Origin of the sequence: Streptomyces apocyni, from assembly GCF_009739465.1 — a bacterium.
In the GTDB taxonomy this organism is placed as follows: domain Bacteria; phylum Actinomycetota; class Actinomycetes; order Streptomycetales; family Streptomycetaceae; genus Streptomyces; species Streptomyces apocyni.
In genome coordinates this window covers 24,174-46,615 of record NZ_WHOM01000033.1, presented here as the reverse complement: position 1 = coordinate 46,615, position 22,442 = coordinate 24,174, and the positions used below count along the sequence as shown (strand labels likewise).

The window sequence follows — 22,442 nt, the reverse complement described above, 5'->3', positions numbered from 1 at the left end:
GGTCGCGTTGGCCGGAACCGCTGAGCCATCATGACGTCGTGATTCACGGACGCGATGGCTGGGCAGACGCTGCACCACGCGGACCGTGAGGCCCGTGCCGGGCCACGACGAGAGGCAGAGGACGATGGTCTACCGCAAGCAAGAGACGACGGGCAGCCGTACGTGTTGTCGCGCGGCCAGGTAGTGCACGATCCCCTGTTGCGTCGACAGCTTGATGTGAGGCTTTTCCCATGTTCGACACGGTCATAGCGCCCAGCGGCACCCTGCTCGGCCTGCTTCAGCGGGGCCGCGGCGACGGCACCCTGCACGCCCTTACGGCGCCCCGCGCCGAGGCACTCGCGGCCCTCAACCACTGCGTGCTGAGCGACCCTCGCCACGACTGGCAGGTGGAGAGCCGCTCGCTCTACTACGCCCGCCTCTACCTGGACCTGCACGGCGGGCTCGACGAGATCGAACGGCATCTGTTCTGCGGCGCCGACGTCGTCGACACCGACGAGTCACGCACCGGCCTCACCCTCGCGGTACTCGGCCACCTCGCCTCGTACGGCAGAGGCGACGCCCTGGCCCTGCTGCGCAGGTACGCCGCGAGCGGCACCAGCTGGGCCTGGGCCCTGGACGAGCTCGCCCTGCGCGACGAGGACGCGGGCCTGCGCGCCCTGGCCGGACCTGTCCTGGCCCGGTTCCCGCACACCCCCGAAGGTGAGGCCGACCTCGCGGCCGCCGTACGGGACGCCTTCGAGCCACGCCCCTGGCGACTCTGGGCCGACGACCCGCGCGAGGCTGTGGCCACCCGGGTCAGGGCCGCCCAGGAGCGCGGTTCGTTCGACCAGTGGCAGCGGCAGATGCGGCCAGCGGGCCCCCGCCCGGGATGGAGCGTGCGCGCCGTCTTCGACTGGGCCGAAGAAGCCATCGAGCGCGGCGCGGGACGCTATGTGCCCGCGGCGCGATGTCTCACCGCGGTCGCCGGACCCGACGACCGCCCGGAGATCCTGGCCACGGCCCGCGCCGGCGGCGACGGGGCGCGCAGCACGGCGCTGCGCTACCTCGCCGACGCCCGGGACCCCGCCGTTCTCGACCTGATCGAGGCCGCCGTGGCCGACGGGACCCGGACCGTCGTGGACGCCGCCGTGGACGCCTTCGAGCGGATGCAGAGCGATACCGCCGTGGACCGCGCCCGCGGCTGGGTACACCGACCCGACGCACTCGGCGCCGCCGCGGGCCGGGTGCTCGCCTGCCGAGGCGGCGCGCAGGACGCGTCCCTGGTGCTGGGCGCGCTGCGCGAGGCCGTACGCGGCGAAGGGCCCGACGCGCAGACCCTGTGGACGCTGGTCGACGGAGCCGGACGGCTCGGCATCTCCTGCGCGGCGCCCGTACTGCGCCACGTCTACCGCGAGACCGCCTCGTCCCAGCTCCGCGGCCGCGCCGCCCGCGCACTGGCCGCTACCGACCGCTCGTTCGCTGCGGGCTTCGCCGTCGAATGTCTGTGGGACTGCGAGGAGTCCACCCGCGAGGTCGCCGCCCGGCACGCCGAGACCGCGGACAACCGCGTGGTCGACCAGCTCAGAAGGCTCGCCGCCGACCCGGCCGAGGAGGACGAGGTGCAGACGGCGGTACGCAGCCGGATCGGACCCGACGCACCCGCCGTGTGACGCGGCGCCGGACGGCGCTCGACGGCCCCAGAGCAGCACACGCCCGCCGCCCGCCTCGACGCGGTGTACGAGCCCGAGCAGCCCCCACCTACCGGCCGGGTGGCGCCCCGGTGCGCTGACCCGCTGCCTTAGCCGCTGATGCTCGCGGCCGATGAACTACGTCACCTGGTCCGCGGCTCCAGCCTGCCGCTCGACCTGCGCACAACGCAGCGGTGCCGCCGTTCTCAGCGCACTGTCGACGGCTGGGCAGCCAAGCGCCGTCGCCTGAACTCTCCCGCGCGCAAGGGCGGTTCACGGCGTGCGGCACGGCTATCAGACAGCCTCGGGCGGCTGCCTGGTGGACACCGAACGCGGCGGAACAGACCATGGCCGCCGCCGCGCGGTCCCCGCGCGCATGCGGGGCCATCTGCGCCGTTTCGGCCGTTGTCAGTGCGACCGCCTAATCTTTCCGTCGTGACTGCACCTGCCCTGGCCAAGAGTGTCCCGTCCCCGGTCCTGGGCCCGGCCGCCGACGAGGGCCTGGCTCGGCGGCTGCGCGCGCTCGCCTGCACGGCCCCGCTGCACGACCTCGACGTACGCAAGGCCAACCTCGCGGGCGAGTACTCGACGTACGCGATGGCGGAGGTGGCGCTCTCCGCCATCGACCTGATCACGCTGAACATGGACTTCGACACCGGCGCCGACCACGAGCAGATCGTGGCCAGGCTCGTCCCGCGCGTGGCCGCCCAGGCGCCCCAGCGGCCCACCGCCGAACACGAGCGGGTGGCCCGCTGGGTCCTGGAGAACCTGATCAACGTCGGCAGCGCGGACCGCGGCTTCCGCGCCGTGTACGGCACCTTCGCCCCCGACGGCTCCTACGTCCGCCGTGACTACGACTTCAAGCTCGTGGAGGAGGTCCCCGGCTACGGCGGCGGGGTCTATCTCCGGACCACGGACGAAGCGGTCAACGTCCTGGTCGGCGCCCTCGACACGGACGTCACCAGCGCCCAGATCGCGGCCGAGGTCAAACTCGAGGTACTGATCAACCGGGGCCGCCTCGCCGACGCCCAGCTCGCCGCCGAACAGGCCCGCTACCGCACCGTCCAGTACTCGGAGTCGCTGCGCCGCGCCCTGGACGCCACCCGGCGCAACGTCCGCGCGGTGGACTGGCTGCGGGCCGTCCCCGACATGATCGCCGAGGCGCTCGACCACGTCGCCGACCGGTACCGCCACGAAAACGCCATCCTGACCAATATCCGCAAGGCCAGAGACGAGGCCGACACCGGCTCCGACCCCAAGACCGCCGAACACAAGCGGCGCGCCGCCGAGCTCGTCGACATCGTCAAGGACTGCATCCGCCGCCACACCCAGCTGCAGTCCCGGCTCCTGGAGGCCGGACCGCTGTTCCGCGCCGAGCAGGACCGGCAGGCCTTCGCGACCCCCACCGCCCGCTCCGGGCTCGACCTGTACGGCCAGCTGGTCGCCCCTCTGCTGCCGCTCCCCGTCGAGCGGGCGACCCGCGTCACGGACGCGTTCTTCGCCCGCGGCACCGGCCTGCGCACCCCGACGTCGGTGCGCGCCCGTGACCTCGTGGAGATGCTCCTGACCCCTCCTGTGGAGCGCGAGCAGCTGGGCGCCGAGATGCCCGAGCCGGATCTGATCGCCACACCGGACGACAGCAGGTTCAGCGAGGAGCAGCTGGCCAGCGCCATGGAACTGCTCGATCTGGAGCATGACGCGCCGCGCCGACTGTCCGGACTGCTCGCTGAAGCCCGGCGCCGTGACCCCGAACTGCCCTATCTCGTCGCGCTGCTGGCCGTGCACGCGGCCAGCCCGCCGGTCGGCACCGCGTACCGGCAGGGGGAGCGGCGACTGCTGTTCGCGGTGGACGACGGAACGGACCTGGACGACCCGGAGTTCGGCGGCGCCGACCTGATCGTCGGCACGGCACTGCTCGACGCGGCGGGCATGGCCGCGGATCGTACGGAGGCGGCGTGATGGGTGCCTTCCCCAGCCTCGGACCCAGCCGAAGCCGAAGCCGGAGCCGTAGCCGTCGCAGCAGCCTGGACGGGCTGATTTCCGAACCTCAGCAAGGAGCGAACCCGTGACCGACCACCACGCAGACACCGCCGCGTGGAGCGAACCGGAGACCCGCCCCACGGCCCCCGCCCCCGTCACTCCCGCCGACGCCGCCGACGCCGCGCGGCTGGTCTCCTTCGGACTCCAGCCCAAACTCCAGCCCGCCCGCGACGCCGAGTACACCGAACTGCTGCGCCGCTACCGCGAGGACGCGCCCTTCGCCCGGCTCGCGGACGCCGTGGCCACCGGGCTCGGACTCGTCGTCCTGGAGGTGTCCCCGCGCGCGGGCATGGCGGTGACCGCCGCCGAGGACTCCGTGTTCGCCGTCCGCATGGGCGACTACGCCCGGCGCGCCTCGTCCGACGCGGCCGACCGCTTCCTGCACGGCCTCGCCCACCTCGCGATCGCCGCCATGGCCTTCCCGCGCCCCGAGGACCTCGCCGACGACGGCTACATCGGACGCGTCACCGTCAACGGCGTCGACGCGTTCGTCCGCCAGGCCTGCCGCCGCCTCGAAGAGCGCGCCGAGGAACAGGGCGAGAACACCGACCCCGCCTCCGATGCCCCCGGGCTTGAGGCGGGCTGGCGGATCTGGGCCCGGCGCAGCGCCACCGGTGCCACCAAGGACGCGCGCCGCCTGGCGGGTTCCACCACCGGCATCGTCGGCAAGGCCGCCGTCTTTCTCACCGACTCCGGGTTCCTGCAGCGCACCGGCGACGATTCCGGGGGGACCTACCGCACCACCGCCCGCTACCAGCTACAGGTCCGCGACCTGGCGGGCAGCGCCGCGATGGCCGAGCTGCTGGAGCTGGGCATCGTCCCGGTGACCGACGGCACCGCGAGCCTCCTGCCCGCCCACGACGGCGAGGACCTGGAGCTGGTCGCCGGCGCCGGACTGCCCTTCCACGCCACAACAGAGCAGCCCTGAGCCCCAGCTCACCACCACAACCTCCCGCTCCCCGCCTCCCCGCCTCCCCGCTTCCCGCCTCCCCGCTTCCCGCCCTCAGACTGACGACGAGAGTCCCCGCCATGTACGAGCTGTCCCGGGTCCGCCTCTACTCCATCGGCCCAGCCGGTGCGCGCTATGCCGACACCGTGCTTGACCTGCGCGGAGTGGGCCCGGCCGTGCCGAACCCCGCGCCCACCCAGGCGGAGTTCTTCGAGGACGAGCCGACCGGCCCGCCGCGCCGCCCGGCCCCGGCCGGGGTGCTCTTCCTGGAGAACGGCGGCGGGAAGTCCGTACTGCTCAAGCTGATCTTCTCGGTGATGCTGCCCGGCCACCGCAACACCCTCGGCGGCGCCAGCTCCGGAGTCCTGCGCAAGTTCCTGCTCGCCGACGACTGCGGGCATGTGGCCCTGGAGTGGCAGCACACCCTGACCGGCGAGTGCGTGGTGGTTGGCAAGGTGAGCGAGTGGCGGGGGCGGCAGGTCTCCAGCGATCCGCGGAAGTTCGCCGAGGCCTGGTACTCGCTGCGTCCCGGCCCCGGAATGAGCCTGGACAACCTGCCGGTGGCCGAGTCCACGGCGGTACGTCCGACGGCCGAGGGCGTGTCCGGGGCCCAGGGGCGCCGCCGCACCATGAAGGGCTTCAGGGACGCGCTCACCGAAGCGGGCAAGGCGTACCCGCATCTCGAGGTCCACTGGGAGGAGATCCACGACCGCTGGAACGAGCACCTCGGCGAGGTGGGCCTTGACCCCGAACTCTTCCGCTACCAGCGGGAGATGAACGCCGACGAGGGCGAGGCGGCCGGGCTCTTCGCGGTCAAGAAGGACTCCGACTTCACCGACCTGCTGCTGCGTGCCGTCACCGACACCCGGGACACCGACGGGCTCGCCGACCTGGTGAGCGGCTTCGGCAACAAACTGGGGCGGCGCGCGGAGCTCATCGCGGAACGCGACTTCACCGCGGGATCGGTGGACCTGCTCGGGCGGATCGTGGAGGCATCCCAGACGCGGACACGCGCGCGTGAGGTGCACGCGGGCGCCGAGCGGCGCACCCGGACGCTGTCCCGCAGGCTCTCCGCGCGCGCCGCCCAGGAGCGGGCCCGCGCCACCGACCTGGCCCAGCGGGTCACCGACGCCGCGCACACCGTCACCGAGGCCGAGCGGACCCGCGGCCAGAGCGCGCTGATCGCCGCCGAACTCGCTTACCGCAACGCGTCCCTGGCCCTGTCCGCCGCGGAGAAGTCGGCCGCCGCGCAGAAGCGCGAACTCGCCGACGCGCGCACCCTGCACGCCGCGTGGCAGGCCGCCGAGGCGGTACTCCGCCACCGCGCCGCCGCCGATCGTGCGGCCCGGGTGGCCGCCGCCATCCGGGAGGCCGAGCGGGACGCGGCGCCCGCGCTTGCCGCCAGGGCGAAGGCCGCCGCCGATCTCGTACGCGCGCTGCACACGGCCGCGGCGGACGGCGAGCGCCTCGCCAACGAGGAGGAGGAGCGGTCCGCCGTACTCCAGGAGGCGGGCGAGGCGGCGCACCGCGACGCCACGGCCGCGGCCACCGAGGCGCAGCGGGCCCGCAGCGAGAGCGGTCATCTGCGCCAGCGCCTGACCGAGGTCGAGCAGGAGACCGCGGAAGCCGTACGCGCGGGCTGGCTGGACGACGTGGCCCCGGACGCCGACCCGGCCCGTGCCGCGCTGGCCGCCAGTGACGCCGAGCAGACCGCGGTCGCCGCGTGGGACGCCGCCCGCGAGGTGTCCCGTACCGCCGCCGAGCGCACCAGGGAGACCGCGGCCGCCGAGGCCCGCGCCGAGCTCACCGCGGCCCGCGCCGCGGACGCCGCGACGGCCGCCGAGCAGGCGTACGACGCGGAGCGCCGCACCGCCGAGGCACTCGCCGCGGAAGAACGCCTCGCCGAACTCCTGAGCCTGCCGTCGTCCGGTCGCGCGTCCGGTCGCGGGGCGGCCCGCTCAGGGGACGAGCACGGCGACGCCCACTCCGCGAGCCCGCACGCCGCGGCCGGGCACGCGAACGCGGACGCCGAAACCGGCCAGGAGCCGTCGGCGCACCGCCGTGGCGACGGCGCCGCACCCGGGCACCGTCCCGCCCGGCCCGGCCCGGACAGTCCCCTCACCGCCGATGAACTGGACCGCTACGCCGACGAACTGGGTGAGCTACTCGAGCAGGGCGTGGCCTCCGCCGAGCGGCAGCTGTTCGAGCTGCGTACGGCCGCCGCCGACGACGCCCGCATCCTCGGCGCGCTGGGTGACGGCGGGCTGCTGCCACCCGGGCCCGATGTGCTGGCCACCGTCGAGTACTTGGGCGAGCACGGCATTCCCGCCCTGCCCGGCTGGCGCTACCTCGCGCAGGCCGTCGACCCGGCCGACCACGCGCGCGTGCTCGCCGCCCGACCCGAACTGGTCGACGGCGTCGTCATCACCGACCCCGCGACCCACGCCCGCGCCCGCGAGGTCCTGGACGAGGCCGCGCTGCTGCCCCGCTCCACGGTGGCCGTCGGCACCGCCGCCGCGCTGCTCGCCCCCACCCCGGGCCCCGGCGCGGGCGACGGGGACGTCTTTCTCGTACCGCCGAACCCAGCGATGCACGACGAGCACGCCGCCGATGAGGAGCGCCACGCCCTGCGGGCCCGGGCCACCCTGCGCGACGAGGAGATCCGGGCGCTCGCCACCCGCCTGGGCAAGGACCGCGAGCTCGCGGCCCGGCTCGCCTCCTGGCGGGCGAGCTGTCCGGCCGGGAGCCTCGCCGAACTCGCCACGGCCGCCGACACGACGCGCGCGTTCGCCCAGGAAGCCGAGGCCGAACTGGTCGAGGCTCGCACCGCACGCGCCGAGGCCGACGAGGCCGCCGCCGACGCCGCGCGCGTACGGGACGAGCGGGGGGACGCCGCCCAGCGCGCCCGCCGGGCCGCCGACGCCCTCGCCGGACTGGCGTTCCGGCTGCGTGAACGCGCCGGATGGCAGGTCAAGCTGCGCGAACTGGCCGATGACGCCGTCGAGTCCGAGGCCAAGGCCCAGTCCTGCCTGGAGCGCGCCAGGGCCGCCGACGAGGACCGCCGCGCCGCCCAGCGCGCCGCGGACGACGCCCGCCGTACCGCCCGCGCGCTCCGCGCCGAGCGCGCCGAGATCGCTGGCGCGCCCGAGGAGATCGCCGAAGAGACCCCCGAAAGGGAAGAGACCGCCGAGAAGGGCGGCGCCCCGCGCACCGCCCTGCCGACCCTGCGCGAGGCCTACCGCGCCGCGTCCCAGCTGTACGAGAAGGTCGGCGTCGGCGCCGACCTGCGCGCCGAACAGGCCCGCGCCGAGAGCGACGAGAGCGCCGCACTCGCCCAGCTCGACCGGCTCAGCAACAAGGTCCGCACCCGCGCCGCCCAGCTCCTCGAGGGCCCGGACGGAGCCGACAGCCCCTCGCGTCAGGGCGCCGCAGCCCGTGCCGAGACCCTGGTGCAGATGCTGGAGACCCGTGCCTCCACCGCGAGCGAGCAGCTCGGCCGACTCCGCGGCGAGGCCGAGCGGCACGCCCCCGAGGACGGCGAGGCGCACACGGAGCTGCCCGACGACCTGGTCCCGGCCGACGCCGAGCACGCCCAGACCCTGCTGCGTACCGCCACCGCCGAACTCGCCACCCGTACCGAGGCCCTCCAGCAGTCGAAGGAGGCACACACCGACCTCCTGACGGCACACCGCGCCGCCGAGGACGCGGCGGGCGGCTTCGACGAGACCGCCGCCCTCCTGCGCGACCTGCTCCGTGACCACACGGACGACGAGCCCGAAGCGCCCGAGCCCTACCCGGGCACCCTGGAGGAGGCCCGCCAGTCCGCCGCCGAGACCCGGCGGTCCCTGCGCGGCTGCGCCGCCGACCTGTCCGCCGCCGAAGCCGCCGTACGCGAGAGCAGCGACGTCCTGGTCCGGTACGCCAACTCCACCCGCTACGAGCAGGTCCGCACCCCGGCCCGCCAGCAGATCCGCGAACTGCCCGCCGCCGCCCTGCCCGAGCACGCACACAAGTGGGCCGAGGCGTTCGCCCCCCGCCTGCGGGTGCTCACCGACGAACTGGAACAGCTGGAGCGCAACCGCGACAGTATCGTCGCCCGGCTGCGCGGCCTGGTGGAGACGGCGCTGGCAACCCTGCGTTCGGCGCAGCGACTGTCTCGCCTCCCCGAAGGCCTGGGCGAGTGGTCAGGCCAGGAGTTCCTGCGCATCCGCTTCGAGGAACCCGACCAGGCGACCCTCACCGAACGCCTCGGCGAGGTCGTCGACGAGGCGACCCGCGCCGCCGTCCGCAAGAACACCGCGGCGGCCTACGGAGAGGGGCGCCGCGACGGGATGTCCCTGCTGCTCAGGGGCGTCCAGGCGGCACTAGAGCCACGGGGCGTATCCGTCGAGATCCTCAAGCCGGACGCCGTGCTGCGCGCCGAACGGGTGCCCGTCGGACAGATGGGCGACGTCTTCTCCGGCGGCCAGTTGCTCACCGCCGCCATCGCCCTGTACTGCACGATGGCCGCCCTGCGCAGCAACGACCGGGGCCGCGACAAGCACCGCCACGCGGGCACGCTGTTCCTGGACAACCCCATCGGCCGGGCCAACGCCACTTACCTGCTGGAGCTCCAGCGCGCGGTGTCCGACGCGCTGGGTGTCCAGCTCCTGTACACCACCGGCCTGTTCGACACCACGGCGCTCGCGGAGTTCCCGCTGGTCATCCGGCTGCGGAACGACGCGGATCTGCGCGCGGGCCTGAAGTACATCAGCGTGGAGGAGCACCTCCGTCCTGGGCTGCCGCAGCAGGACCCGGACGGCGAGACGGTGCACGGCGAGATCACGGCGACGCGGATGTACAAGCGCCCGACGACGGCACAGAGCTCGGCTCAGAGCCCGGCTCAGAGTTCGCCACAGACTTCGGCACAGAGCTGATGTGCTCGCGCACCCACTGGTGGAACGCCCCGATGTGGTGCTCGGACGGCACCAGCACCCCGCCGTCCCGGTAGGCGCGCGAGCTCATCGCGGGCTGCGTGCGCTCACACGCGGCGAAGTCCTGCGCGTTCACCCGGTGGAAGAGCTCCACCGAGCCGGACAGGTCCGCGCCGGACGCGACGACCTCGGGCGCGTACAGCCAGTCACACTCCACGACCGTACGGTCCGGGCCGAGCGGGAACATCCGGTGCAGGATCACCTGGTCGGGCACCAGGTTGACGAAGACCGTCGGCTTCACGGTGAGCGCGTAGTAGCGGCGGTCCAGCTCGGCGCCGATCCCGTCCAGTGGTGCGAAGCCCGCGCTGCCGTCCACGGTGAAGCCCTTGATGTCGTCGCCGAACGCGGCGCCGTGTCCCACGTAGTACTGGGCGGCCAGACCATCCGCGAACTCAGGGAGGACATCGGTGAGTTCCGGGTGGATGGTGGCGCAGTGGTAGCACTCCATGAAGTTCTCGACGATCAGCTTCCAGTTGGCCTGTACGTCGTAGCTGATCCGCCTGCCGAGGGCGAGCCCGGCCACCCCGTACCGGTCGATGACGGCGACGTCCCCGAGCCGCTCCACGGCCGCGCCGATCACCGTCTCCTCGAAGGACGGTGGCTCGTCGGCGAGGCAGAGCCACACATAGCCGAGCCACTCGCGCAGCCGGACCGGCCGCAGCCCGTACTGCGTGCGGTCGACGTCGGTGAGCTGGGCCAGGTTGGGCGCCGCGATCAGCTTCCCGTCCAGGTCGTACGTCCACGCGTGGTACGGGCACTGCAGCGACCGCCGCACCTCGCCCGCCGACTCCAGACAGAGCCGGGCGCCCCGGTGACGGCAGACGTTGAGGAAGGCGCGCGGCTCACCCGCGCGGTTGCGGGTGACGACGACCGACTCACGGCCGATCCGCACGGTACGGAAGGCACCGGGCTTGTCGAGGTCGGCGCCGCGCACCGCGCAGAACCACACGGACTCGAAGATTCGTTCCTGCTCCTGGCGGAAGAGCTCCGGATCGGTGTAGTGACGGCCGGGCAGCGTCGCGATCAGACTCGGCGGACCCGCCGAACCCGCCGAATCCGCCGAATCCGCCGAATCGGGAGGGTGGGGAGAGAGGGGCGTGGTCGGCGTGGTCGGCGTGGTGGTCATGGGGGGCTGCCTCTCGCATCGTTCAGACAGGTGCGGCGGTGAGCCGTGACGGGTGGAACAGCTCGATGGGGTGCTCGGTGGTGCCCCGCAGCGCCAGGTCGGCGAGGATCTCCCCGACGACCGGCACGAACTTGAAGCCATGCCCGGAGAACCCGCACGCCACGGTCACCGCCTCGGGGTGTGCCGGATGCCGGGCGATCACGAAGTGCTCATCGGGTGTGGTGGTGTACATACAGGTCGCCGCATGGAGGAAGTCGCCGGGCAGCGACGGCAGTCGACGCCCCGCCTGCGCCGCCATCGCCGCCACCTCGTCGTCGTGCACGGTCCGGTCGATCGTCTCGGGGGTGCAGAGGGTGCCCTTACGGAAGAAGGCCACCTTGGCGCCGCCGTCCGGCCCGTCGAGCGCTGGGAACCCGTAGACCTGCGTTCCGGCGGCGTCCTCCCAGATGTAGACGGGGTGGCGTTCGGGGGCGTACGGACGCACTCCGCCGGTCGGCTGGAACCAGTACATGACCTGCCGCTCGATGGCGAACGGCACCCCCAGGTCGGCGAGCAGCCCCGGCGCCCAGGCCCCCGGGCAGATCACCAGCTGGCCCGCGGTGTACGTGTCGTCGGGCGTGTGCACCCGTACGCCATCCCGGTACGGCTCCCAGCGGGTGACCGGCTCGTCGAAGTGCAGGTCGGCCCCCGCGCGGGTGGCGAGTTGCAGCTGGGCGGCGACGGTGCTCTCCGGGCGCAGCAGACCGGCCCGCGCCTCGTACAGCGCGACCTCGTCGTCGCCCGGGGCCAGGGTGGGGAAGCGCCGCCGGATCTCCGGAGCGTCCAGAAGCTCGTGCGGCAGCCCCCACTTCTCGGCGGACAGCAGGGAGCCCGCGACCACTCTGCTGTCCGGGCAGCCGAGCATCACCCCGCCGCACAGGGCGGCGATCCGCCGTCCGCTCTCCCGCTCAAGACGCTCGTAGAGCTCGTAGGAGCGCAGCAGCAGCGGCACGTACGCGGGGTCCTCGAAGTACGACTGGCGGGTGATCCGCGAACCGCCGTGGCTGGAGCCCCGGCGGTGCACCGGGCCGAACTTCTCCAGGCCCAGGACGCGGGCACCGCGCGCCGACAGCTGGTGCGCGGCGGCGCTGCCCATGCCGCCGAGGCCGATCACGATCACATCGAAGGTGGGGGACATCAGGGCCTCCCGGGCGAGAGACGGGCAAGGGGGGCGATCAGGAATCAGCGCAGAATGTGGGTCATCTTCGGGTCGAACAGCGGCTCGTCGGCGACGGTCGCGGGCAACCGCTCGCCGAAGTACGCGATATCCACCGCGGCCCCCGTCGGGAGCGGCGGCAGCCAGCCGTACGCCACGCACCGGCCCAGGGTGTAGCCGTACGCGGCGCTGGTGACATAGCCGCACGCGTCCCCGGTGTGCCCTCGCAGGTACACCGGCTCCTGGCCCAGGACGACCGCGGCGGGATCGTCCAGGGTGAGCGCCGTGAGTCTGCGCTCGGGCTCGGCCAGCGGGTCAAGCGCCGTGCGCCCGACGAAGTCGCCCCGGTCGAGCCGTACGGCGAAGCCGACCCCCGCCTCGTACGGCGTGTGCTCGGTGCTCATGTCGTGGCCCCAGGCGCGGTACCCCTTCTCCAGGCGCAGGCTGTTGAAGGCCGAGCGTCCTGCCGCGACCACGCCGAGCGGCTGGCCCGCCGCCCAGAGCGTGTCCCAGAGCCTGAGCCCGAGATCGGCACTGGTGTACAACTCCCAGCCCAGCTCACCGACGTAGCTCAGCCGCATCGCGGTGACCGGCACCTCGCCGACGTAGGTCTGCCGGGCCTTGAAGTAGCCGAACGCCTGGTGCGAGAAGTCGTCGCGGGTGAGCGGCTGGACCAGCTCGCGGGCCAGTGGCCCCCACACCCCGACACAGCAGGTCCCGGCGGTGATGTCCCGTATCCACACATCGTCGGGCGCGTGCCGCAGCAGCCAGTCCAGGTCCGCGGGGGAGTTGGCCCCCACCTGGAAGTGGTGCGCGCCGAGCCGGGCCACCGTGAGGTCGGAACGTATTCCTCCGTTCGTGTCGAGGAGCAGCGTGTACGTCACCGAACCGGGCCGCTTCGCCACGTTGTTGGAGGTCATGTACTGCAGGAAGTCCAGCGCGCCGGGCCCGCTGACCTCCAGGCGCCTGAGCGGCGTCATGTCGTACAGGGCGACTCGCTCCCGTGTCGCCTTGGCCTCGGCCGCGGCGATCGGCGACCAGTAGCGGGCCGACCAGGAGTCCCGCTCGGGGACCGCGAGGCCGTCGGTGAGCGGGGCGTTCACCTCGTACCAGTGCGGGCGCTCCCAGCCGCCGCCTTCCAGGAAGTACGCGCCGAGTTCGCGCTGGCGGGCGTAGAAGGGGCTGACCCGCAGCGGGCGCGGCTGCTCGATCGGCTGGAGGGGGTGGATGACGTCGTACACCTCGACGAACTGCCGGGCACCGCGATCGGCGACATAGCGGGGGGAGCGCTGGGCGTCCTCGAAGCGGGTCAGCTCGCACGCGTGGACGTCGATGCCGGGGTTCCCGGTGGTCATCCACGCGGCGACGGCCCGCGCGACGCCCGCCGAGTGCGTCACCCACACGGCCTCCGCCAGCCAGAAGCCGCGCAGCGCACGGGACTCCCCGATCACCGGCATGCCGTCGGGCGTGAAGGAGAAGACGCCGTTGAAGCCCTCCTCGACCTTGGAGTGGGCGAGTGCCGGGATCAGCCACGCGCAGTCGTCCCAGCTCGGCGCGAAGTCCTCCTCCGTGAAGGGGTACGAGGACGGCATCACCGGCGCGTCGTCATAGCCCGGGACGGTGAACGCGTCGACGGGCAGCGGGCGATGGGCGTACGAGCCGATACCGAGGCGGTCGCCGTGCTCGCGGAAGTACAGGTCGCGGTCCTGGAAGCGCAGGATCGGCCGCGAGGCGTCGGCGCTGGGCGCTGAGCAGGGCGGCGCTGAGCCGGGCGCCGAGCCGGGCTCCGTTCCGGTCGCCGTTCCGGTCGCCGCGGCGAGACCGGGCAGCGGCGCGGTCGTGGCGTATTGGTGGGCGAGTGGCAGCAGCGGTACGTCCACCCCGGCCATCCGCCCGATCACCGGGCCCCAGAACCCGGCCGCGGACACCACATGGTCGGCGGGGAAGGTGCCCCGGTCGGTGACGACGCCGGTGACCCGGCCGTCTTCGCGCTCGATACCCGTGACGGTGTGCCGGTCCAGGAAGCGGGCGCCGCGCCGCTCGGCCCGCTCGCGCTGGGCGCGGCAGGCGGGCACCGCGCGGGCCAGGCCGTCATCGGGGGTGAGGAACCCGCCGAGCACCTTCGTGGCGTCGAGCAGGGGCCACAGCTCCTGGCAGCGTCGCGGCGGGATGAGTTCGCCGCGGACGCCCCAGGCGGCGGCCAGACCCGCCTTGCGGTGTAGATCGGCCCAGCGCTCCGGGGTGGTCGCCAGCTCCAGGCCGCCCACCGGGGTGAAACACGGCTGTCCGTCCACGATCAGCGACCCGAACTTCCGCACGGTGTAGGCGGCGAACTCGGTGAGCGTCCTGCGCGGGCTGGTCTGGAAGACGAGTCCGGGCGCGTGCGAGGTGGAGCCCCCGGGCGCGGGCAGCGGACCCTGCTCCAGTACGGTCACGTCGCGCCAGCCGCGTGCGGTGAGCTCGTCGGCCAGGGAGCAGCCGACGATCCCGGCGCCGATGATGACCGCGCGCATCAGAACACCACCACCGAGCGCAGCACCTCGCCGCGCCGCATCGCGGCGAAGGCCTCCTCGACCCGCTCCAGGGAGATCGTCTCGGTGACGAAGCCGCCCAGATCGAGTCTGCCGCTGAGGTACTGGTCGATGAGGATCGGAAAGTCCCGGGTGGGCAGACAGTCGCCGTACCAGGACGACTTGAGCGAGCCGCCGCGCGAGAAGAGGTCGATCAGCGGCAGCTCGATCGTCACCTCCGGGTCCGGAACGCCGACCTGGACCAGCACGCCCGCGTGGTCACGCATGAAAAAGGCCTGGCGGTACGTCTCCGGGCGGCCCACCGCGTCGATCGCGAGATCCACGCCGAAGCCGCCGGTCAGCTCGCGCACGGCGGCGACCGGGTCCGTGCCGCGCGAGTTGACGGTGTGCGTGGCGCCGAACCGCTCCGCGCCGTTCAGCTTGGCGTCGTCGATGTCGACGGCGATGACCCGGCGGGCCCCGGCCAGTGAGGCACCGGCGATCGCGGCGTTGCCGACGCCGCCGCAGCCGATGACGGCGACGGTGTCGCCGCGCTGTACGCCCCCGGTGTGCACCGCGGCGCCGTACCCGGCCATCACCCCACAGCCGATGAGCCCGGCCGCCTCGGGGCGGGCCGCCGGGTCGACCTTCACCGCCTGCCCGGCCGCGATCAGGGTTTTCTCGGCGAAGGCGCCGATGCCCAGGGCGGGCGAGAGCGGGGTGCCGTCCGGCAGCGTCATCGGCTGGGTGGCGTTCAGGGAGTCGAAGCAGTACCAGGGGCGGCCGCGGCGACAGGAGCGGCAGGCACCGCAGGGCGCACGCCAGGCGATCACCACGTAGTCGCCGGGTACGAGGTCGGTGACATCCGCGCCGACGGCCTCGATGGTGCCCGCCGCCTCATGGCCGAGCAGGAACGGGAAGTCGTCGCTGATCGCGCCTTCCCGGTAGTGCAGATCCGTGTGGCAGACCCCGCAGGCCTGTACGGCGACGAGAACCTCCGAGGGGCCAGGATCCGGCACGACGATCGTCCGGACCTCCACCGGCGCGTCCCTCTTCACGGCGACCACAGCACGGACTTCGTACGGCACGGCCCCCACCTCCCGATGTTGCGCACAGCACGATGCGTTGCGCTATGAGAGACATAGTGAGAACGCCGCATCGTGCCGTCAAGGGGGCGGCGTCAAGCCCGGGGAAATGGTCTGGAGGCGGGGGAGAAACGCGTCGGACACCACAGCGACGCGGGGCCAGCCCCAGCTGGCCCCGCGTCGCTTGTGTCTCCGACTCGTGTGTCCGCTATCCGTCTCGACGGGAGTCGTTCAGAAGCCGTACCCCATCCGGCGGGACAGGTCCGCCGCCACCACGACCGTGCGTTTGGCGAGCTCCTCTAGGCGGTCCTCGGTCAGGCGGTATACGGGCCCGGAGACACTGATCGCGCCGATCACCTTCCCGTCGTGCGCGCGCACCGGCGCCGCCGCCGAGGTCAGTCCCACCTCCAGCTCCTCCATCGCCAGGGCGTACCCCTGCTCCACCACCGCTTCGAGTTCGGCCCGCAGCGCCGCCGTGCCGGTCACCGTGTGGTCGGTGAACCGTGGCAGGGTGCGGGCGAGCAGGCCCTCGCGCAGGGTCGGCGGCAGATAGGCGAGCAGCACCTTGCCGCTGGAGGTGGCGTGCAGCGGGGTGCGGCGGCCCAGCCAGTTCTGTGCCGTGACGGAAGCCGAGCCGCGCGCCTGCATGATGTTGACCGCGGCGTCGTCGTCCAGCACCGCTATGTTGACCGTCTCGCCCAGCTCGTCGGCGAGGTCGCGGCAGACCGGGGCGCCCTCCTGGGAGATGTCCAGGCGCACCGCGGCCGCGCCCGCGAGGCGCAGCACCCCGGCCCCCAGGTAGTACTTGCCGCGGTCCTGGGACTGGGTGACCAGGCCACGGTTCTCGAGCACGCCGAGCAGCCGGAACGCCGTGGACCGGTGCACCTCCAGCGCGTCCGCGATCTCGGACGCGCCTGCCTCGCCGCGCTCGGCGAGGATCTCCAGGACGGTCACGGCACGGTCTACGGACTGCACGGCGCTGGCGGTGGCCTTGCCGTGCTTCTCGGGGCCGCCCGCGGACCTGTCCGGACCCACGGACCGCTTCTCCCGCCTCGGCTGTCCCTCCTGCCTCTGCTCACTCACGTCGTCCTCACTCCGCTTGCCGGCCATAGCTCCGCTCTCACCCCCTGGCGACCTGGTCAGGGCCGCATTGTAGGGAAGCGCTTGACGCGGCTCGCTTCCCACCCGGATTCTGTTGCGTATAACGCTCTCGAGAGCGCTATACGCAACCTGATGTTACCGAACAGTCGTGCATCCACAGGGGGTCCCGTGATACCCGTCTGCCGTCTGCAAGACCTCCCCGAGGGCGCGAGTGTCCGCATCGACACCACGCCTCCGATCGCCGTGTTCCATGCCGACGGCGAGCTGTTCGCCGTCGATGACACCTGCACCCACCAGGACGCGTCGCTGTCCGACGGATGGCTGGAGGGCGCATCGGTCGAATGCCCGCTGCACGCCGCGTCATTCGACCTTCGTACCGGAATGCCGCTCTGCCTGCCCGCCCGCCGCGCGCTGCGCACCCATCAGGTGACCGTGGACGACGGCATGGTCGTCGTGCGGGTGGCGGCCGACGTGTGCCAGGTCGCCGAGGAGGGCAGTGCCGCATGAGGACCGTCACCGTGGTCGGCGCCTCGCTCGCCGGGCTCTACGCGGCGCGCGCTCTGCGCGGCCAGGGGTTCGACGGGCGGCTGGTGGTCGTCGGCGCCGAACCACACCGCCCGTACGACCGTCCGCCGCTGTCCAAGGACTTCCTGACGGGCAAGGCGGACGAGGAACAGCTCGCCCTCTGCGACGAGGAGGAGAGCGCCGAGCTCGACGCCGAATGGCTGCTCGGGATGCCCGCTCAGGGGCTCGACCCCCAGGGGCGCGCCGTGCTCCTGGCGGACGGCAGGACCCTCACCACCGACGGCGTGGTCATCGCCACCGGTGCCGGCCCGCGCATGCTGCCGGGGCCCGCGTACGCCGGTGTCCATGTGCTGCGCACGCTGGGGAACGCCCGCGCCCTCCGCACCGAACTGGCCAACGGGCCACGACAGATCGTCGTCATCGGAGGCGGCTTCATCGGTGCGGAGACCGCGTCCTCCTGTGCCGCGCTCGGCCACGACGTCACGGTCATCGAGGCCGCACCGCTGCCGCTGGTGCCGCAACTCGGCGCGGACATGGCCGCGTTCTGCGCGGGTCTGCATCAACGCGGCGGGGTGCGGCTGATCTGCGGCACCGGCGTCGCGGCCCTCCACGCCGGGCGTACGGTCACGGGCTCAGGCGGGAGCGCGCACGACAGGGCCGTCACCGGAGTCGAGCTCACCGACGGCCGCCTGCTCGCGGCGGACCTGGTGATCGTCGGCATCGGCGCCCACCCACAGACCCGCTGGCTCTCCGGCTCGTCACTCGCCCTCGACGCCATCGACGGCGGGGTGATCTGCGACGACGGGTGCGTCACCGCGCTGCCCCAGGTGGTCGCCGTCGGAGACGTGGCCAAGGTCGGCGGCATCCGGGCCGAACACTGGACCAGCGCCACCGAGCAGCCCGCCGTCGCCGTACGCAACCTGCTGGCCGGACGCACCACGGAGACCCTGCGGACGGTTCCGTACTTCTGGTCCGACCAGTACGGCGCCCGGATCCAGTTCGCGGGCCACCGGCAGGACGGCGACACCGTCGAGATCGCCGAAGGCTCCCTGGCCGAGGGGAGCTTCCTCGCCCGCTACGAGCGCGCGGGTCACACCGTCGCCGTACTCGCCGTCGACCGCCCCCGCCCCTTCCTGCGCGCCCGCCGCGCTCTACGCGACCCCGCCACCGACCATCCCGAACTGTCTGATCCGCGGTCTATCCGAGGTCCATCAGGTGTCCATCCGAGGCCCAGCGGTCATGCCTGCGACAGCTGACCGCTCGCCGATGGCCGCGCCCGTGCCGCCGCCCGCGCCGCACGGCGCGCCCGCCGCCGCTCCTTGTGCAACTGCCGCGCCGAACTGCTCGGCGTCGACACCACGCCGTTCCGCTGGTTCCACACCTGCCGGGTGACCCACACGTCCAGCACGCCCCACGTGGCCACCACCGTGCCGACGACCGTCCCGATCACCATCGGGAAAGCCAGCCAGGACCCGGTCAGCGTGCACAGAACGGCCACCATGGCCTGAATCAGCGTCACCGCCACGAAGAGCACCGCCCGCACAGCCGCGTCCCGTACCGGATCAGGCATCCGCGCCCGCGTTGCTGGTTCCTCCACCCACAGCTGTCCACCCGGCCCCCGTCGTTCTGACATCCCCACGCCCACGTCACTCCCCACTGCCCCGCTGCCGTGCAATCGGCCACCCGACTCCGTGCGGGTCCGACCTCTCACTAACTGCCCGGCTTGCGGCATTTTATGCCACCCTGAGCACTGCCCCAGCCGCACTTGCGGCCTCGCCGCACCGGGTGGCGCAATCTGTACCCAACTCCCGTACGGCAGGACGAATGACAGGTGCCGAAGATTCCCGCGACCGAAGATTTCCGGCCATCCGATACGAAGGAGTGGCCGGGCGGCGCCGGGCCACCGAGCCCCGATGCTGGTCAGCTATCACCTCGTAAAGCCGGATAACTCCCGACGTCCGCCACGCTGTTCGGCTGAAAAGCGACCGGACATGCCTTCGAGTTACTCCTGTCGCAGTAGTAGGCTCGCGCCGTTTGTTGACGCACGTACCCCCGGTCACGGGGGCTGAGCTGGGGGAGGCCATGCGCTTTCGCGGGAAGTCCATCCGCCGGAAGATCGTGGCGTTGCTCTTGGTGCCGCTGGTTTCGCTGACCGCCATCGGAGGCGTGGCGACGGTGGTCACCTGGCGTGAGGCAGACCAGTTGCGCGGCGTCGAGTACATCGTCGACAAGGTCGGTTACCCCATCGAGGACGCGGCCCGAGTCCTCCAGGAAGAGCGCCGACAAGCCCTGGTCTACCTGGCCGACCCGCGGGCATCGGACGCGCTGGCCACCCTGCGCCGCCAGCACGCCGCGACCGACGCCGTGCTCTCCCGTATCAAGTCGAACGCCGAAGACGAGGAAGTCCAGGGCGAACTGGCCAAGAACTCCAAGAGCCGGCTCGCCTCGATCGTCGAGGCCTTCGACGGCATCGAGTCGCTGCGCCACTCCGTCGAGGACGGCCCGTTCACCCGCGCCCAGGCCCTGGACATCTATACCAAACTGATCGCCCCCTGCTACGACTTCCTGCAGACCCTGCACGGCCTGGACGACGTCGAGATGGACAAGCAGGGCCGCGCGCTGGTCGGCGTCACCCGGGCCAGGGAACTCCTCTCCCGGGAAGACGCGTTGCTCGGGTCAGCACTCGTCGCCCAGCGGATCGAGGCACCGGAGCTGCGGCAGATATCCGACCTGATCGCCCAGCGTGAGCTGCTGTACGAGGTCAACCTCTCCCTCCTGCCGCACAGTGAGCGCGAGAGATTCGAGCAGTTCTGGAAGGGCCCGGCCACCGCGCCCCTGCGGGCGGCCGAGAAGACGATCACGGCAGCCCGGCCGGGCGCTCCGCAAGGCCTGACGTCCGCCCGCTGGGACAAGGCGGCGGGCTCCGTGCTGGACGAGCTCAAGGAACGCAACACCGCCGCGGGCGACCGCTACCAGGACCGGGTCGCACCGATCGCCGTAGAGTTCCTGCTCAAGGCGGGTGCCGTGGCCGTACTCGGACTACTGTCCCTGGCCGCCTCGCTGTTCCTGTCCATACGCGTCGGACGTGGCCTGGTCCGGGACCTGTCCCGGCTCAGCCAGGAGGCGCACGAGGCCTCCGGAGTGCGGCTGCCCAGCGTGATGCGCAGGCTCGCCGCGGGCGAACACGTCGACGTCAGTACCGAGGCGCCCCGACTGGTGTACGCCAAGGACGAGCTGGGCCAGGTGGGCCAGGCCCTGAACACCCTGCAGCGGGCCGCAGTCGAAGCCGCCGTCAAACAGGCCGACATGCGACGCGGCGTCTCCGAGGTGTTCGTCAACCTCGCCCGCCGCAGCCAGGTCCTGCTGCACAAGCAGCTCACCCTGCTCGACACCATGGAGCGCAGGACCGAGGACACCGAGGAACTCGCCGACCTGTTCCGCCTCGACCACCTCACCACCCGGATGCGGCGGCACGCGGAGGGCCTGGTGATCCTCTCCGGCGCCGCTCCCTCCCGACAGTGGCGCAGACCCGTCCAGCTGATGGACGTCGTACGGGCCGCGGTGGCCGAGGTCGAGGACTACGAGCGCATCGAGGTACGACGCCTGCCGCGGATCGCCGTGACCGGACCCGCCGTCGCCGACCTCACCCACCTCGCCGCGGAACTCCTGGAGAACGCCACGGTGTTCTCACCCCCGCACACCGCCGTCCAGGTGCACGGCGACCGGGTCGCCAACGGCTTCACGCTGGAGATCCATGACCGTGGCCTCGGGATGACCCAGGAGGCGCTCCTGGACGCCAATCTGCGGCTCGCCGAGACCCCCGAGTTCGAGCTGTCCGACACCGACCGGCTCGGCCTGTTCGTGGTCAGCCGTCTCGCGCAGCGCCAGCACATCCGGGTTTCGCTCCAGCCCTCCCCGTACGGCGGAACCACCGCCGTGATCTTCATCCCCGACGCCCTGCTCACCGAAGCCCAGGACACGGACGGGGCCGGGTTCCGCCTGGACCGCGCCCGCCAGGCCCAGCGACACGGGACGTCGGCCGACCGTACGGTCCAGCTCTCCAAGGTGCCCGTCAGCCGTCCCGGACTGCCGCACTCGGTGGTCGACGGCCCGGTGGAACTCGAAGCCCCCGTCGGCTCGGGGGGACTCGGCATCGACGTCTTGGACGACCTCGGCGACCTAGGCGATCTCGACGACTTCGGCGGCCTGGGGGACATCGGCGACGAGGACAGTGAGCGCGGTGGTCTGTTCCGGCCGCGCCGCCCGGCGCCCGCGAGCCTGGGCGAGCGGCATCGCAGGCCCGGGGACGAGGAACCGGCCGGTGGCGCCAAGGACCGTCACGGCGAGCCGTCGCACGCCACCTCGGGCCCGGTCCCGTTGCCGCGTCGCAGGACCCCCAAGCTGGTGAGCTCGCACGGCCGCCGGGTCACCCAGCCCAGGGACCGCGGCCCCGAGCGCCCCACCGGCCCCGTACGGTCCGTCGCCCCCGAACCGGCCCCCGAGCGCACCGACCCCACCGAACCCACCGGCGACGCCACGCCCACCCCCCAGCCCGGCGGCGCCCTGCCCCGCCGAGTACGACAGGCCAGCATCGCCCCGCAACTGAGGGACAGCCAGCCACGCGAGCCCGCGGCCGACGACCCGCCCCTGGACGACCGCGATCCCGACGAGGTACGCAGCAGGATGGCCTCCCTACAGCGCGGCTGGCAGCGCGGACGCCGGGACAACGCCGCATCCGAGGCACCAGAGGCACCACAGGCACAGACACAGGCACAGACAGCAGCGACACCCGAAGCACCAGACCGCACCACACCGGAGGGGGACGGTCGATGACCGCACCACAGACCGCCGCACAGAGCACCGACCGCCGAGGCTCAGGCGAGCTGAACTGGCTGCTCGACGACCTGGTGACCCGGGTCGCCAGCATCCGCAAGGCACTCGTGCTGTCCGGCGACGGCCTGCCCACCGGCGTCTCCAAGGACCTGACCCGCGAGGACAGCGAGCATCTGGCCGCCGTGGCCTCCGGCTTCCACAGCCTCGCCAAGGGCGTCGGCCGCCACTTCGAGGCGGGCAGAGTCCGCCAGACCGTGGTCGAGCTGGACGACGCCTTCCTGTTCGTCACGGCCGCGGGCGACGGCAGTTGCCTGGCCGTGCTGTCCGACGCGGACTCCGACGTCGGCCAGGTCGCGTACGAGATGACGCTGCTCGTCAAGCGGGTAGGTGTGCATCTGGGCGCCACACCGCGCACCGATCTGCCCGCGGGTGGGTAGT

At 72.7% G+C, this 22,442-nt stretch carries 14 protein-coding genes; 8 read left to right on the top strand and 6 right to left on the bottom strand.

The window, feature by feature from the left end; translation table 11 throughout:
• The first annotated feature begins 230 nt into the window (after positions 1-230).
• The 4 genes from GCN81_RS00730 to GCN81_RS00715 all read left to right on the top strand — a co-directional run bounded on the left by GCN81_RS00730 (position 231) and on the right by GCN81_RS00715 (position 9,572).
• A complete protein-coding gene (locus GCN81_RS00730) occupies positions 231-1,649 on the top strand; it encodes a HEAT repeat domain-containing protein (protein WP_156721423.1) in 1,419 nt (472 codons plus the stop codon).
• A gap of 453 nt (positions 1,650-2,102) precedes the next feature.
• On the top strand, positions 2,103-3,626 hold the full coding sequence (locus GCN81_RS00725) for a hypothetical protein (protein WP_231626287.1): 1,524 nt from the start codon (positions 2,103-2,105) through the stop codon (positions 3,624-3,626).
• Positions 3,627-3,732: 106 nt separating this feature from the next.
• Positions 3,733-4,635, top strand: a complete 903-nt coding sequence (locus GCN81_RS00720) for a hypothetical protein (RefSeq protein WP_156721421.1) — start codon at positions 3,733-3,735, stop codon at positions 4,633-4,635.
• A 101-nt stretch (positions 4,636-4,736) separates the two neighbouring features.
• Positions 4,737-9,572: a hypothetical protein gene (locus GCN81_RS00715; protein ID WP_156721420.1), complete on the top strand. Its 4,836-nt coding sequence runs from the start codon at positions 4,737-4,739 to the stop codon at positions 9,570-9,572.
• Here the strand turns inward: GCN81_RS00715 and GCN81_RS00710 are convergent.
• The 5 genes from GCN81_RS00710 to GCN81_RS00690 all read right to left on the bottom strand — a co-directional run bounded on the left by GCN81_RS00710 (position 9,478) and on the right by GCN81_RS00690 (position 16,580).
• Positions 9,478-10,755 (bottom strand): aromatic ring-hydroxylating oxygenase subunit alpha, encoded by a 1,278-nt coding sequence (locus GCN81_RS00710; RefSeq protein ID WP_156721419.1) that lies wholly within the window; start codon positions 10,753-10,755, stop codon positions 9,478-9,480. The genes GCN81_RS00715 and GCN81_RS00710 overlap by 95 nt on opposite strands.
• Positions 10,756-10,777: 22 nt before the next feature.
• The gene (gene solA / locus GCN81_RS00705; RefSeq protein WP_156721418.1) at positions 10,778-11,932 is read right to left on the bottom strand and encodes an N-methyl-L-tryptophan oxidase; all 1,155 of its coding nucleotides are present in this window, start codon (positions 11,930-11,932) and stop codon (positions 10,778-10,780) included.
• 44 nt (positions 11,933-11,976) lie between these two features.
• Positions 11,977-14,463 (bottom strand): GcvT family protein, encoded by a 2,487-nt coding sequence (locus GCN81_RS00700; RefSeq protein ID WP_156721417.1) that lies wholly within the window; start codon positions 14,461-14,463, stop codon positions 11,977-11,979.
• Positions 14,463-15,548, bottom strand: a complete 1,086-nt coding sequence (locus GCN81_RS00695; RefSeq protein ID WP_156721416.1) for an S-(hydroxymethyl)mycothiol dehydrogenase — start codon at positions 15,546-15,548, stop codon at positions 14,463-14,465. The genes GCN81_RS00700 and GCN81_RS00695 overlap by 1 nt, the downstream gene beginning before the upstream one ends.
• Positions 15,549-15,776: 228 nt before the next feature.
• The gene (locus GCN81_RS00690) at positions 15,777-16,580 is read right to left on the bottom strand and encodes an IclR family transcriptional regulator (protein WP_231626308.1); all 804 of its coding nucleotides are present in this window, start codon (positions 16,578-16,580) and stop codon (positions 15,777-15,779) included.
• Positions 16,581-16,814: 234 nt separating this feature from the next.
• On the opposite strand from GCN81_RS00690, the gene GCN81_RS00685 reads away from it, so the two are divergent.
• Both GCN81_RS00685 and GCN81_RS00680 read left to right on the top strand, forming a co-directional pair.
• Complete coding sequence (locus GCN81_RS00685; protein WP_156721415.1) at positions 16,815-17,153, top strand: bifunctional 3-phenylpropionate/cinnamic acid dioxygenase ferredoxin subunit; 339 nt, start codon at positions 16,815-16,817, stop codon at positions 17,151-17,153.
• Complete coding sequence (locus GCN81_RS00680) at positions 17,150-18,427, top strand: NAD(P)/FAD-dependent oxidoreductase (RefSeq protein WP_156721414.1); 1,278 nt, start codon at positions 17,150-17,152, stop codon at positions 18,425-18,427. The genes GCN81_RS00685 and GCN81_RS00680 overlap by 4 nt, the downstream gene beginning before the upstream one ends.
• Here GCN81_RS00680 and GCN81_RS00675 read toward each other — a convergent pair.
• Complete coding sequence (locus GCN81_RS00675) at positions 18,409-18,903, bottom strand: hypothetical protein (protein ID WP_325065084.1); 495 nt, start codon at positions 18,901-18,903, stop codon at positions 18,409-18,411. The two genes, GCN81_RS00680 and GCN81_RS00675, sit on opposite strands and share 19 nt — an antisense overlap.
• A gap of 350 nt (positions 18,904-19,253) precedes the next feature.
• Between GCN81_RS00675 and GCN81_RS00665 the strand changes: the two genes are divergently transcribed.
• Together GCN81_RS00665 and GCN81_RS00660 are read left to right on the top strand one after the other, a co-directional pair.
• Positions 19,254-22,004, top strand: a complete 2,751-nt coding sequence (locus GCN81_RS00665) for a sensor histidine kinase (protein ID WP_156721412.1) — start codon at positions 19,254-19,256, stop codon at positions 22,002-22,004.
• Positions 22,001-22,441, top strand: a complete 441-nt coding sequence (locus GCN81_RS00660) for a roadblock/LC7 domain-containing protein (protein ID WP_156721411.1) — start codon at positions 22,001-22,003, stop codon at positions 22,439-22,441. Before GCN81_RS00665 ends, GCN81_RS00660 begins: the two co-directional genes overlap by 4 nt.
• Position 22,442: the final 1 nt, after the last annotated feature.